Annotated in this window: 11 protein-coding genes; 9 read left to right on the forward strand and 2 right to left on the reverse strand. The window is 67.4% G+C overall.

Features of this window, described 5'->3' with window-relative positions; genetic code table 11:
* Window positions 1-61 precede the first annotated feature (61 nt).
* From OG408_RS37525 to OG408_RS37535, 3 genes are all read left to right on the forward strand, one after another.
* Entirely contained in the window at window positions 62-856 is a 795-nt protein-coding gene (locus tag OG408_RS37525) for an alpha/beta fold hydrolase (protein ID WP_326673977.1), read from the forward strand.
* The gene (locus OG408_RS37530) at window positions 853-2,130 is read left to right on the forward strand and encodes a cytochrome P450 (protein ID WP_326673978.1); all 1,278 of its coding nucleotides are present in this window, start codon (window positions 853-855) and stop codon (window positions 2,128-2,130) included. Before OG408_RS37525 ends, OG408_RS37530 begins: the two co-directional genes overlap by 4 nt.
* Before the next feature lie 387 nt (window positions 2,131-2,517).
* The gene (locus OG408_RS37535; RefSeq protein ID WP_326673979.1) at window positions 2,518-2,820 is read left to right on the forward strand and encodes a hypothetical protein; all 303 of its coding nucleotides are present in this window, start codon (window positions 2,518-2,520) and stop codon (window positions 2,818-2,820) included.
* 2 nt (window positions 2,821-2,822) lie between these two features.
* On the opposite strand, the gene OG408_RS37540 is transcribed toward OG408_RS37535, so the two are convergent.
* Window positions 2,823-3,518, reverse strand: coding sequence for a hypothetical protein (locus OG408_RS37540; protein WP_326673980.1), 696 nt, complete (start codon window positions 3,516-3,518; stop codon window positions 2,823-2,825).
* Between the two features lie 45 nt (window positions 3,519-3,563).
* Window positions 3,564-7,385: a phage tail protein gene (locus OG408_RS37545; RefSeq protein ID WP_326673981.1), complete on the reverse strand. Its 3,822-nt coding sequence runs from the start codon at window positions 7,383-7,385 to the stop codon at window positions 3,564-3,566.
* A gap of 275 nt (window positions 7,386-7,660) precedes the next feature.
* Here OG408_RS37545 and OG408_RS37550 point away from each other — a divergent pair, with 275 nt between their 5' ends.
* The 6 genes from OG408_RS37550 to OG408_RS37575 all read left to right on the forward strand — a co-directional run bounded on the left by OG408_RS37550 (window position 7,661) and on the right by OG408_RS37575 (window position 12,595).
* A complete protein-coding gene (locus OG408_RS37550; protein WP_285564481.1) occupies window positions 7,661-9,223 on the forward strand; it encodes a phage tail sheath family protein in 1,563 nt (520 codons plus the stop codon).
* 69 nt (window positions 9,224-9,292) lie between these two features.
* Window positions 9,293-9,736 carry a phage tail protein gene (locus OG408_RS37555; protein WP_148016754.1) on the forward strand — a complete coding sequence of 148 codons (444 nt, stop codon included), beginning with the start codon at window positions 9,293-9,295 and terminating at the stop codon, window positions 9,734-9,736.
* Window positions 9,736-10,182, forward strand: a complete 447-nt coding sequence (locus OG408_RS37560; RefSeq protein WP_285564480.1) for a hypothetical protein — start codon at window positions 9,736-9,738, stop codon at window positions 10,180-10,182. Before OG408_RS37555 ends, OG408_RS37560 begins: the two co-directional genes overlap by 1 nt.
* The gene (locus tag OG408_RS37565; RefSeq protein WP_187284983.1) at window positions 10,179-10,322 is read left to right on the forward strand and encodes a DUF6760 family protein; all 144 of its coding nucleotides are present in this window, start codon (window positions 10,179-10,181) and stop codon (window positions 10,320-10,322) included. Before OG408_RS37560 ends, OG408_RS37565 begins: the two co-directional genes overlap by 4 nt.
* A 28-nt stretch (window positions 10,323-10,350) precedes the next feature.
* Complete coding sequence (locus OG408_RS37570) at window positions 10,351-12,081, forward strand: hypothetical protein (protein ID WP_326673983.1); 1,731 nt, start codon at window positions 10,351-10,353, stop codon at window positions 12,079-12,081.
* Between the two features lie 76 nt (window positions 12,082-12,157).
* Window positions 12,158-12,595: a phage tail protein gene (locus tag OG408_RS37575; RefSeq protein WP_148016756.1), complete on the forward strand. Its 438-nt coding sequence runs from the start codon at window positions 12,158-12,160 to the stop codon at window positions 12,593-12,595.
* Window positions 12,596-12,597: the final 2 nt, after the last annotated feature.

A 12,597-nucleotide genomic window follows, 5' to 3' on the forward strand; every position in this document is an offset into this window, starting at 1 on the left:
CGTGGGCGGGCGGACGTGCTGTTGACCGACAGACCACCGCTGTACTGCGACGGGAGCCGACGTGACTGCTTTGTCTGTTCTGCCTCATACCCTGCACGGCGAGGGTCCGCACAAGGTGATCGCGGTCCACGGCTGGCTCGCCGACCGTTCCGCGTACGACCCGGTGCTGGCGGACCTCGACGTCGCTACGTTCCAGTACGCGGTGGTGGACCTGCGGGGATACGGCGAGGCGAGGGATGTGGGCGGCGCCTACACCACGGCTGAGGGTGCCGCCGACGTGCTTGCGCTGGCCGATCGGCTCGGCTGGGACCGCTTCTCGCTGATCGGCCATTCGATGGGCGGTTCCGTCATCCAGCGGACGCTGGCAGCCGCGCCGCAGCGGGTGCGCAGGATCGTCGGTGTGTCACCCGTCCCCGCGTCCGGCCTGCCCCTGCCGCCTGAGCAGTGGGAGCTGTTCGCTGATGCGGCGCAGAACCCGGGCAACCGTCGGGCCATCCTGGACATCACCACCGGAGGCCGACGCCCGGCCGCCTGGCTGGACCGGATGGTGCGTCGCTCGGTCGAGTGCAGCGACGTGAAGGCGTTCCGGGCGTGGCTGGATTCCTGGGCGGGCGAGGACTTCCACGACCGGATCGACGGTTCGCCGGTGCCGGCCCTGGCGGTGGTGGGGGCTCTGGACCCGGCCCTCTCCGCGGATCTGCAACGTTCCACGTGGATGCGCTGGTTCCCGAGCGCCGAGCTCGTGGAGCTGCCGTCGTGCGGACACTACGCGATGGACGAGGCTCCGCTCGATGTCATCCGGGCGGTGGAGGACTTCTTGCGGGCGGACACGGAGGGTGGCGAGGCGAGCGCGTGAGCGGGCCCATCTCCCCGGTATCCGTCCCGGACGTCTTCGATCCGAGGCAGTACGCGCTGGGCGTCCCCCACGACCGCTACCGCCACCTGCGCGACCACCACCCCGTCGCGTGGCAGAAGGAGCCGGAAGTTCTGGGCTGGCCGGCGGGCCCGGGCTTCTGGGCGGTCAGCCGGCACGAGGACGCCGTCCGCGTACTGAAGGACTCGTCCACGTACTCCTCGTACCTGGGCGCCACCCAGATCCGCGACCCGGACCCCGCGGACCTGCCGTTCATCCGCCGGATGATGCTCAATCAGGACCCCCCGCACCACCGGCGACTGCGTACGCTCGTCAGCCGCGCCTTCACCCCGAGACGCGTGGACCACTTCGAATCGGTCGTACGGGAACGAGCCCGCTCCCTCCTCACCCGCGCGATCACCGAGGCACGGGCCGCTGACGGCACCTGCGACCTGGTCACTCAGGTCACCGACGACTACGCCCTGCTCAACCTCACCGATCTGCTGGGCGTACCGGCCACCGATCGCGCGCTCCTCCTCCACTGGACCCAACGCGTCATCGGATATCAGGACCCGGACGAGGCAGGGACGCCGACACTCGGCCCGGACGGCAAGCCGGTCAACCCGCGCTCCCCGGCGTCACTGCGCGACATGTTCGACTATGCGCACACGCTGGCGGCACACAAGCGCCGACACCCTGCCGACGACGTCATGACGGCCCTCGCCACCGACCCGGAACTGACCGCACCCGAGCTGGAGATGTTCTTCTTCCTGCTGGTGGTGGCGGGGAACGACACGGTACGCAGTGCGGCCCCAGGCGGTCTGAACCTCCTGGCCGAGTACCCCGAGGCGTACGCTCGCCTGCGCATCGGCGAGGTGAGGTTCACCACCGCAGTCGACGAACTGCTGCGTCGCCACCCGCCCGTCCTCACCTTCCGCCGCACTGCGGCGGCGGACACGGACCTGGCGGGCACGCGCATCCGCGCCGGCGACAAGGTGGTCGTCTTCCACGCCTCGGCCAACCACGACGAACGCGTCTTCCCCGACCCGTTCACCCTGGACCTCGCCCGCTCCCCGAACCCGCACATCTCGTTCGGCGACGGCCCGCATGTCTGCCTGGGCGCGCACTTCGCGCGCTTGCAGCTGAGGGCGTTGTACGAGGAGGCGTGCCGGGTACTCCCTGCCGGGCCACTCCGGCTTGAGGGCCCACCACGTCGCCTGGTGTCGAACTTCATCAACGGGCTGAAGTCGCTGCCGGTGCGGGTGGCCGATGAGTGACGCCGACATTGTCTGACGTAAGTGGGCGGGACGCGCGCATGCGTTGCCGCTCGTGCGAGCCCGTAGCTGCGTCCCCATCCCCGGAACCGAGCTGTGACGCCTGCCATCTGTGGGTGAGGAGATGGAGCACGGTCTCCACGGAGGCGCGCAGATCGTGCCGGGTCGCGGCCAACACCGGACCTCCAGGCCGAACCGTGCGAGGGCCGAGCAGGCGAGATCATAGGGTCTCGGCCCAGCTCCTCCGCGACTGCGGCACCGAGGGTGCTGGCATGCCGCCTCTGCATGCGCTCCCGGTCCTCGTGGAGCGCGGGTGTCCTTCGCATCAGTGCGGTGAACCGCTCCCTCCCGACGCGGATCCGACTCCAACTTCCCTTACGGCTTCAGTGCGTGCGCGCGGAGCGCTTCGACCACGTTCTGACCCTTGAGCCCCTCGCGTACGGCGGCTGCTCTCACCTGCTCGGCCAGTACCCGGACTGGTCACACCGGATGCTTCGGGTGATCACCGAGAACGACGGCGTTCACGCCAACATCGCCTGCTCCTCGCCCTGCCAGTGCCGCACGTGGGAGCACGCGACCGTTGCGGCACGTCTCGGAGATGCCGCGCACCTCATGCCCTCATTGGGTGTCGGCATCAACCTCTTCGTGCTCGATGCCAGCAAGCTCAGCGTGAGATTGGAAAAGGCTCATTGAGACTACGCTTCCTCATTCACGAGTCGCATACGCTCCCTCCACCGGTCACGCAGGTCTGTCAGGTCGGTATCGGGAAATTTACGGGTGAGGAATTCGAGCCCGTCGTGCAGATTGGGGAGCGAGGCGCGCATTCCATAGTTCTCTTTGTCGGGTGTCGCGAACAGGTACTGCCAGTTGTATAGGCCCTTGGTGTGCAACATGACGTCGAGGTATTCGCTGTAACTGATGTCAAGTCGAGTAGGGCCCTGTCGGATATCAAAATACCAAATCTCCGGTGAGTCCTGATTATGGGTCAGTCTCAATGCAGAGTATGTTCCGGTTCCTCCCGTGGGATGGGTCTCGAAGACTCTGAACTCTCCAATGAGTTGCCCCAATTCGGAGTCCGGGTCGAAAGAAGACGACTGTGGTCCGCGGACTATGGCCTCGGCAATATGTACAATATGAAATTCTCCTGCGATCTTGTCGAACGGGCTTGCGGCTCGCCATGAGAAGAGAAGCCTTGAAAAGCGGTGAAAGTTTCTGGTCAGTTCGTTCGGTAGGGCAGCGTCTTGAACCAGGCGGATAATCTTGAATGCGTCTTCGGCCTGCTCCATGTAAACGGCAATCGGCCCTCGGTCGTATTCCTCGATTTGAATCGAATTACAGGCCTCTACCTGATCTACGGTTTCGCGAAGCCTGATTTCATATTCTGTTTCCATGTCGTCCTCCGGTTCGAATGTAGGGGGGACTGCTTCGGGTGAAGTTCAATCGAACCTGAGTCGCTGTGTGGCATTGGCGATGGTGAGCTCTGTAGTCAGATGTGGGAACTTGCTGATGGCGTCAGCCAGGTCGGAAAGCGGTGTACTCTTCACCAGCTTTTTGATTGCCCTTGCGTCGGTTCTGCTGATGTCGAGGGCGTTGTAAACGGCGTTCGGCGACGTCGGGACGTTGATTCGTAGTACGTGATGTGGTGCCATGCCGAATCTGAGTCGCTGTACCGCGTCGGCGTTCGTGAGCTCTGTAGTGAGGTGTGGGAATCTCCTGAGGGCGTCGGCAAGGTCGATGAGTGGCCTCTTCTTTACCAGTTTCTTTATTGCCTCTGCGTCGGACCTTCCGATTCCTAGCGAATCGTAAATAGCGTACTTTACTCCTGACAGGTTGATTCGAAGAACATCGCTGTTCAGTGGAGCTGGCGTATCTTGCGTATCTCCGAAGGAGCTGGATCCGTTGCCTCGGAGAGGCGGGCGCTCAGTCCATGTTCCGCCGGCGTAGTCGTAGCCGCCCCATTGGATTTGAATATTTTCAGGAAAGCCCTTTGGTGCTGTGTGGTAACTCACATTCACGTTGTACCAAATCATGCGCTCAAGCGCAGGGCTACCCGCCGCCTTGTCGAGGGACTTCCGGGCCGGGTTCTCCACGGCCCATAGGAACATTGGGTTGTTGATAAAGCCCCTCGCGGGGACGAGGTTGGAGTCCTTTGCGTCACCACCAAGGAATGCTGGCAGTAGATGCATCTTTACCCAGGCATTCGTGTCGGCTCTAGTGTTGTAGGTTTTCGCTATGTTCCATCCCTCCAGGGTTGCGCCACTATATGTGTCCGCCTCGCTTCCTTTCTCGATGTCCTTGTTGATGTAGCTCGCTTTGAACGGTCGAGCGAGGACGCCGTGTTCGAACGGCGGGAGAACTGGAGGGGGGAGTTGGGGATTGGGGCCTGGTCGATGGGCCAGCAGTTGGGCCAATTTTGAAAGGGCTGCGAGTAGGTGTTTGTATGCATCCTGCTTTGCATTCGATTGCATGGTCTGGGAGCGAAAATTGCGATTCAGTTTCCTGACTATTTCCTCATTTTTTTTGACGTCGTCAAGGGCGACGCGAGAACCTCCTGTTACCTCCAGTTCGGCTTCCCAGTCCTTGATGTATTGATCGATGTCCTGTGGCGTGCTGTGCACGACAAGGCTGGCCTCCGCACTCTCTCCACTGAATAGGACCTTGTGGGTCTCTTTGTCGATGGACTCGAAGCTCCTCTTTGGGGGTGGGTAGGAGGTAGGCCTCTTCTCCTCCTTCTTCGCATTCTCCGTCGCATTTTTGTGGTCGGGCTTCTTCTTGATCTTGGCCCAGAGCTTCTTTCCCTTCTTGACGATGAAGTCCACGATCTTGTCGATCGCCCTGGTCACCGGCCGCGCCACCGCATGGAAAACGCTCTTTACCTTGTTGGCCAGGCTCCCGATGCCCAGCAACGACGCCAGGAAACCGATCAGCAGCGGCACGCTCGCCGCCAATGCGGCCTCGACCATCTTCGGGACGCCTGCCTGGCCGCCGTTGGCTATCGCCACCACCGCGTCCAGCACCGAGTTCACGAATTCCGCGATCTGGGCGCCCTGGGTCACGACGAACGTGACGATGTCGATGATTCCCTTGACCGCGCGGACGAAGGCGGAGGCCGGGTTGAGCAGGGAGAGGATCCATGTGACGCCCGCGATGATGACCGTCGGGATCAGGTAGCTCGTCAGCTTTTCCAGGATCGTGGCCTTGAGATCGCCGGCCTCCGCCTGGATTTCCTTGACCGCGCCCGCCGGGCCCTCGCTCGCGATGTTCTTCGCGACCGGGACCGACGTCTCGACCGCCGCCATCGCCTCGTCCGGGACGCCCTTGCGGGTGACGCGGGCCTTGATGTTGTCCCAGGTCAGGCCCAGCAGTGAGCCGATGAGCTGGATGATGCCCTTCATGTCGAACTTCTGGGGGAGTTCGAGGCCCGCCTTGACCGCGGTGCCGAGGAGCCAGGAGACGACGCCCGTCTTCAGGTGCTCCGCGATGTTCGTGACGAAGAGGTTGAGGCCCGCGCCCACGGCCCTGACCAGGTTGCCCAGGAAGCCGATGGGGTCCTTGATGATCTTCATGATGGCGCCGGCGGCCTTGGCGAGGATGCCCAGGAGGAGGTTCTTCAGCTCGTTGATCGTCTTGATGGCGCCGACGATCGCGTCCTTCGCCTTGTCGATCAGGCCCTTGTTGGCCTCCTGGAGTTTCTTTATTTCTTCGTCGATCTTGTTGAGCGCCGCCGTGTACTTGGACGCCAGGTCCTGGACCAGCTGCTCCGACTTCTCGTTGACCGTCGCTTCCAGGTCGTCGAACTTCCCCGCGAAGTCCTTCGCCGCCTCCTCGCCGAACTGGCGCAGGTCCGCGGGGAGTTTGTCGACCTCCGCCTTGAGTTCGGTGCGGCCCTTGGCGATGCGGGCCTTCGCCTTGCCGAGTTCCGTGCCGATGATGTCGGCGACCGAGGAGATCACCGTCTGCATCTGGGCGACGTAGAGCTTGCGCGCTTCCTGGTAGAGGTCGTTCGCCGCCTCGGGGAGGCCGGCGAACTTGTCCTTCACCCAGCGGGCCTTGCCGGTCCAGCCCGAGTAGCGCTTGTCCTTGTACTTCTTCATCCGGCGCTTGTGGTCCGCCGTGAACGCGTCCCTGGCCGCCTTCTCGCCCGCCGTGAACGCCGTGTCGACCTTCTTGTCCAGGTCGGAGAGCGTGGTCTCGACGTCCTTCTTCGTGCCGTCGTAGACCTTCTGGAGCTTCGCCGTGACCTCGGCGCGCTTCTTCTCGTCCTTCGACTTCGTCTCGCCCTTGCCGCCGTCCACTTGCTGGCCGGCCTCGCCGCGCGTCGCGGTGAGGGCCGTCATGGCGGCCGCGCCGGAGGCGGCCGCGCCGGCCTTGGCCGTGGTGAGCTGCTGGTTCTCGGCGGCCCTGCCCTTCGCGGGGGCCTTCTCGGAGTCCGCTTCGGCCGTCTTCTTCGCGGAGAGAGCCTCGTTGAACTCCGGTTCGTTGCCCTTGGCCAGCTGGTCCTCGGTGACCTCGGCGTCCGCCATCTCCTTGTCGTTCTGCGCCGGGCCTTCGGAGAAGTCGGTGACGGCCGGCGGCTGCTTCGCGGGGATCGCGTCCGACGCGGCAGGGGCGCCGGGATTGCCCGGCGGCCGGTCCGGGGTGAGGGGAGTGACCGGTTTGTCCTTGGCGGCCGAGGTGTCCGGTGGGGCCTTCGTCGCCGTGTCTATGTCCTTGGCCGACGACTCCTTGCCGTCCGTGACCTTGCCGTCGACCTCCGCCTTGACCTTCTCGGCCTTGCCCGACTTGGAGAACTTGTCGGCCTCGTCGAGGTTCTTCGGCGCCTGGGCGTCGATCGCCTTGTTCACCGCGTCGACGAACGCCTTCTTGTCGAACTCACCGGGCTTCGCCGCGTTCATCTTCTCGGCGTTGGCCGCCTTGCCCTGGGCTTCCTTGTCGTCAGGGGGTGCGACCGCCGCGTCCTGGGACGCCTTGGACTCCGCGGCCGCAGGCGGGTGGACGGCGATGTGCGTCTTCTTCGCCGCCACGGCCGCCTTGAGGCTGCGGAAGCCGGGGGCCTGGGCCGGGGCCGGCTTGACCGGGGCCGTGTAGCGCTGGGCCACCAGTCGGGAGACCGCCGCGTTGCCGGCCGCCCGTTGCAGGCGCTGGATGCTCCGGCGGTCCGGGGCCGCGGCGGACGGGGCGGGGGCGGCCCGGTCCGTGCGGGGGGCGGCGTCCGTACGGGGCGTTTCGGGTGGGGTCTTCGCCGGAACCGCCTTCATCCGTCCCTCCCGCCAGCCACCGAACCGCCCGGACGTGGTGTGCCAGGCTGCCGCGCGCGTACCGGGCGGGTCGAGCGCGGGCGGACCGCGGCCGGGGCACGCCCCCGTGGTGCGGGAGGCGCTCGCGGATTGCCTCATCGGGCAGCCGCCGGTGCACGGCGGGGCGGCCGAGTATCCGTTCCCGGTGATCGTGCGACTGGCGAGAATTGCTCGCGGTCCCCGGCCGTGAAACGGGGCGAGGAGCATGTCGAGGAGCGCGTCAAGGAGAGGCTCATATGCCGTCGTACCTGTCCCCGGGCGTCTACGTCGAAGAGGTCGAGTCCGGATCCCGGCCGATCGAAGGGGTGGGCACATCGGTCGCCGCCTTTGTCGGCTTCGCCCAGCAGGGTCCGTTCGACGAGCCGACGCTCATCACGAACTGGAGCCAGTTCGTCAGCACCTTCGGCGACTTCGTCGACGGCACGTACCTCGCCTCCTCCGTCTACGGCTTCTTCGCCAACGGGGGCGGCATCTGTTACGTCGTGCGCATCGACGAAGGAGCTGACGGAGCGGAAGGGGCCGAGCGGGCCGAGGGACTGGACAGCGGTGCCGGTGCGCCGGCCGTCGGGGCCGAGGTCCAGATCGGGCCGTACGCCGTCAAGCCCCGGGCCGGCGTGACCGGTGAGATCAGCGTGGAGGTCGCGGAGGCCGAGGGCGACGACCCGCCCTCCGACGTCTTCCAGCTGATCGTCAGGCGGGACGGGCAGGTCGCGGAGACGTACCCCTCCGTCACCACCAAACGCAGCAAGGAGAACGTCGCCACCCGCGTCAACGCGAAATCCGAGCTCATCGAGATACGCGAGACGGGGCGCGGCGCCGCCCCCGCCAGGCCCGAGGTCCAGTCCGTCGCACTCGCCCCGGCCGCCCCCGCCGCAGGCGGTGCCGGAGCGCTCGCCCCCGAGGTGTACGTCGGCGACGCCGACCGACGCACGGGGCTCGGCGGGCTCGAAGCGGTGGACGAGGTCACGATGATCGCCGTGCCCGACCTGATGGGTGCGTACCAACGCGGCCTGCTGGATCTGGAGTCGGTCATCGCCGTGCAGCAAGGGCTGATCACTCACTGCGAGTTGATGGGCGACCGCGTCGCCATCCTCGACCCGCCGCCGGGACTCTCTCCCCAGCAGATCAGGGGCTGGCGCACCGACCGGGCCAACTTCGACTCGAAGTACGCCACGCTCTACTACCCCTGGATCAGCGTCGCCGACCCGTCATCCGGCCGCGCCACCCTCGTACCGCCGAGCGGGCACATCGCGGGAATCTGGGCGCGCAACGACGACACGCGCGGGGTGCACAAGGCGCCCGCCAATGAGGTGGTGCGCGGGGCCGTGGCGCTCCAGACGCAGCTGACCAAGGGCGAGCACGATCTGCTGAACCCGATCGGGCTGAACTGCATCCGCTCCTTCCCCGGGCGCGGCATCCGGGTCTGGGGCGCACGCACCCTGGCCTCCGACCAGGCCTGGCGCTACCTCAACGTCCGGCGGCTCTTCAACTACCTGGAGGAGTCGATCCTCTCGGGCACGCAGTGGGTCGTCTTCGAGCCCAACGACGATGCGCTGTGGGCACGTATCCGGCGTACGGTCTCGGCGTTCCTGGTGAACGAGTGGCGCAAGGGATCCCTGTTCGGGCTCACCCCTGACGAGGCGTTCTACGTGAAGTGCGACCGCGAGACCAACCCGCCCGAGAGCGTCGACGCGGGCCAGGTCATCTGCGAGATCGGCGTCGCCCCGGTCAAGCCGGCGGAGTTCGTGGTGTTCCGGCTGTCCCAGCTGACCGGCGGCAGCGGGGGTGTCGACGAGTGACCCGGGCGCCGGCAGCACCTCGCTCAGCAGTGACCGGCCCGTCCTCCCACCTGGCGTAAGGAGCCTGTTGTGCCACTTCCCGATCTGGACAGTTCCGTCGGGCATTCCTTCGGCCTGGAGTTCGACAGCGTCATCATCAAGCAGATCACCGAGGTCAGCGGTCTGAAGATGGAGCAGGACGTCATCGAGCTGAAGCAGAACACCGCCGACGGCAAGTACGCCATCAAGAAGCTGCCCGGCCGGCCCAAGGCCGGTGAGGTCACCGTCACGCGCGGCCTCACGGAGGACAACAGCTTCGAACGCTGGATCAAGGACTCCCGGTTCGGCCGCATGATGAGCGCCCGGCGCAACGGAGCGGTCATCGTCTACGACTACGAGGGCCTGCCCATCAAGCGGTACAAGCTGATCAACGCCTGGCCGAAGTCCCTGGAGATCGGCACGCTCAAGGCCGGTGACACCTCGGTCCTCACGGAGAAACTGTCGATCACCTACGAGAGCATGGAGCTCGACTGATGCGGCGCTCGGTCCAGTTCCAGGCCCCTCAGCGGGAGCCGACGGAGCGGGGGGAAGGTGCCGGGCGGCCCGAGCCGTTGCGCACGGAGTTCGCCTTCGACCTGCCGCGCGGGTACGTCGACGAGTCGGGCACCGTCCACCGTTCCGGTGTGATGCGGCTCGCGACGGCCCGGGACGAACTCGTGCCGTTGCGCGACGACCGGGTCCGGGAGAACTCCGCGTATCTGTCGGTCGTGCTGATCTCCCGCGTCGTGACCCGCATCGGGACGGTCGAGGACATCCACCCCGGTGTCATCGAGGACCTGTTCGCGTCCGACCTGGCGTTCCTCCAGGACTTCTACCGCCGGATCAACGCGGAGGGGCACACCCGTGCCGCCGTCTCGTGTCCGTCCTGCAAGGAGGAGTTCGCGGTGGATCTCGCCGGCGGTCGCCTGGGGGAATCGTGACGTACGCGGCCGACCTCCTCTACGAGGAAGTCGCGTACCTCGCCTACCACTTCCACTGGCCGCTGGACGACCTGCTGGACCTGGAACATCCGGAACGACTGAAGTTCGTCGCACAGATCGCTCGCCTCAACGGGCAGTAGCGGGAGCGCGGGAAGGGCGGGAGATTCCATGGGACTGATGTCCTGGCTGCGCGGCGGTCGCGCCACCGGCGACGCGTCCTCCCCGGCCGTCGTGGACGCTCCGCGGCCGATGGGGCGCGACCGCGTCGATGTGAGCCGGCTGGCGCCTGTGCAAAGGTCCGTCACCGCGCAGGACCTCGTCATCGACCCCGGCGGATTCCAGGCCGCTTTGACGACTCGTCGGGAGACGGCACTCGGCACGCCGCTGGGGCACTTGGTCAGCCCGGACGCGCCCGCGGGGCTGGTGCGCGGAGTCGCCCTTGCGGCGCCCGGAGTCGCCCTTGCGGCGCCGGGGAGCCCCGCCCCCGCGGTGCAGCGGGCCGTCGAGATGCCGCTGCGGATGCCGGGCAGGTCCGCTCCGGTGGCTGTTCAGCGCCAGGACGGGGACGACGCACCGTCCCTGACGTCAGCCGGGGGTTCCTCGGCCGTGGCCGGTCCTCCCGTACGGCACCTGGTCGGCGAGCAGCCGCTCGTACAGCAGGTGGAACACGTCGAGCACCCGGCGGCGGGTGCGGAATCGGGAGGGGAGGCTCCGCCCGGTGCGGCTGCGGTGCAGCGCACCGCCGGCTCCCCGCCGGCGCAGCCGCCTCGGCGTACGCCGGGGCTCGGGGCGCCGCTGCCCGGTCTGCCGCCGACCGCGCAGCGCCGGGCCGATCGTTCGCCTGCCCCGCAACTACCCGCGCTCCGGCAGCCGTTGGTTCAACGGGACACGGCCCCGGACGCGCCGGTGGACGATCCGGCCGTTCCGGCGGACGGCGGGACACCTGCCGCTCCGGAGGTGCAGGAGTCGTCCGAGCCGTCCGAGTCGGCCGAGCCTCTCGCCCCGTTGCTCGGTGATGCCCCCTCGGTCGGTGTGGTGTCCGGCGGAGATCCGGGCGGGGAGAGCATGGTGGCCCCGGCCTCCACGGACCGCACCGTCCCCGTCCAGCGCTCCGCGGCGGATTCGGCTCCCACCCCCGTACCTCCGATCACCCCCGTACCGCCGCCCGCAGTCGGCCCCACGGCGCCCCTTCTCGGCGAGCGCCCGTTGTCCCTCCGCGCCGCCAGCGCTCCGGACGATGCCGGTCCATCGGCCGCGGCGGCCGTGCAGCGCGCGTCCGAGGGCGGTGGCGGGGTGCAGCGGATGCCATCAGAGCCCGGCGGCCCGCCCCTGTCCCTGATTCAGCCGTCCGCCGTGCCCGTACGGTGGACCGCCCCGGCTCCGGGAGCGCCTGCCGGTCCGCCGGCGGCCCTCTTGCAGCGTGAAGTGTCGCCCGTACAACGGCACACGGGCGGGGCGCCGCCCGTGCCCGGCCCGGCCGCCCGTACCGGGGGCCGTGCAACGTACCCCACCGCCGGCTCCGCCGCCGTGGCGGCCGGAGTTGCCCAGCGCATGGCCGACGGGAGCGTCGTCTTCGCGGCCGCGCCCCTGCACGGGACCTCGCGGCCGGTCGTCCAGCGGGACGCGGAGATCGCCGAGGAGCCGCCACCTCTGCCGGAGCCCGAGCCGCCTCCCGTGACGGATTCCGGAGCCGAGGAGGGGCCGGGGCCGGAGGGCGGTCCCTCCGGCGACGTGTCCGCCGGTCCGGAGACCCGCACCGGGGCGCCGCCGGGTCAGGGCGCGCCTCCCGTGACGGACGAGCTGGTCCGTGCTCTCTACGGGCCGCTCAGCCGGCTTCTCAAGGCCGACCTCCGACTCGAACGCGAACGCGCCGGATTCCTGATCAACACCCGCCACTGACGATGAGCGCCCGTACCCGAGTCACTGAGCCACCGAGTCATCGAGCCACCGAGTCATCGATCGAGAGGCACGTGCCATGGCCACCTCCCCGGACGACGATCCCGCCGTCAGCGTCTGCTTCGTCGTGACCATCGACGACATCGAGCTCGGGTCGTTCAACACCTGCGACGGGCTGGGCTGCGAGGTGGTCCTCGAAACCCGGGAGGAGGGCGGCAACAACGGGCATCTGTGGCAGTTGCCGACCCGGCTGAAGTACTCCAACGTCAAGCTGTCCCGGCCGCTCACCCGCGAGACGGAGAAGGTCGCGCGCTGGTTCGCCACCATGACGACCGGGTTCAGCCGCAAGACGGCGCACATCGAGGCGCGGACCGGGGACGGGCGGAAGGTGGCCCAGTGGGGGCTGCTGGAGGTCGTGCCCGTGCGCTGGACCGGGCCCTCGTTCACCCCCGAATCGCCCAAGGTCGCGATGGAGACGATCGAGATCGCCCACCACGGTTACGTGATGGAGGGCTGAGC

The sequence above is a fragment of the Streptomyces sp. NBC_01257 genome, from assembly GCF_035917255.1.
Lineage (GTDB): Bacteria > Actinomycetota > Actinomycetes > Streptomycetales > Streptomycetaceae > Streptomyces.

Coding starts and splice junctions, on each gene's coding strand:
- OG408_RS37540 (WP_326673980.1), bottom strand. CDS start 3,518: ATGGAAACAGAATATGAAATCAGGCTTCGCGAAACCGTAGATCAGGTA.
- OG408_RS37545 (WP_326673981.1), bottom strand. CDS start 7,385: ATGAAGGCGGTTCCGGCGAAGACCCCACCCGAAACGCCCCGTACGGAC.
- OG408_RS37550 (WP_285564481.1), top strand. CDS start 7,661: ATGCCGTCGTACCTGTCCCCGGGCGTCTACGTCGAAGAGGTCGAGTCC.
- OG408_RS37560 (WP_285564480.1), top strand. CDS start 9,736: ATGCGGCGCTCGGTCCAGTTCCAGGCCCCTCAGCGGGAGCCGACGGAG.
- OG408_RS37570 (WP_326673983.1), top strand. CDS start 10,351: ATGGGACTGATGTCCTGGCTGCGCGGCGGTCGCGCCACCGGCGACGCG.
- OG408_RS37575 (WP_148016756.1), top strand. CDS start 12,158: ATGGCCACCTCCCCGGACGACGATCCCGCCGTCAGCGTCTGCTTCGTC.